Source organism: Zoogloea sp. LCSB751 (assembly GCF_002028455.1).
Lineage (GTDB): Bacteria > Pseudomonadota > Gammaproteobacteria > Burkholderiales > Rhodocyclaceae > Zoogloea.
Genome location: NZ_MWUM01000245.1, coordinates 1 through 267, shown reverse-complemented (window position 1 = coordinate 267; position 267 = coordinate 1). Strand labels below are relative to the sequence as shown.

The window sequence follows — 267 nt, the reverse complement described above, 5'->3', positions numbered from 1 at the left end:
TCCAGGGATAACCGGGCAAACAGACGCATGGAGGCGATTTCGTACAGAGCATCTTCCATCGCGCCATCGCTCAGGTTGTACCAATGCTGCATGCAGTGAATGCGTAGCATGGTTTCCAGCGGATAAGGTCGCCGGCCACTACCAGCCTTGGGGTAAAACGGCTCGATGACTTCCACCATGTTTTGCCATGGCAGAATCTGCTCCATGCGGGACAAGAAAATCTCTTTTCTGGTCTGACGGCGCTTACTGCTGAATTCACTGTCGGCG

General features: G+C 53.9%; 1 protein-coding gene. It reads right to left on the bottom strand.

Translation table 11 applies throughout. From position 1 onward, the window contains the following. Nucleotides 1–267: transposase (locus B4920_RS26515; RefSeq protein ID WP_139379697.1), on the bottom strand; the 267-nt coding region annotated here is incomplete at both ends.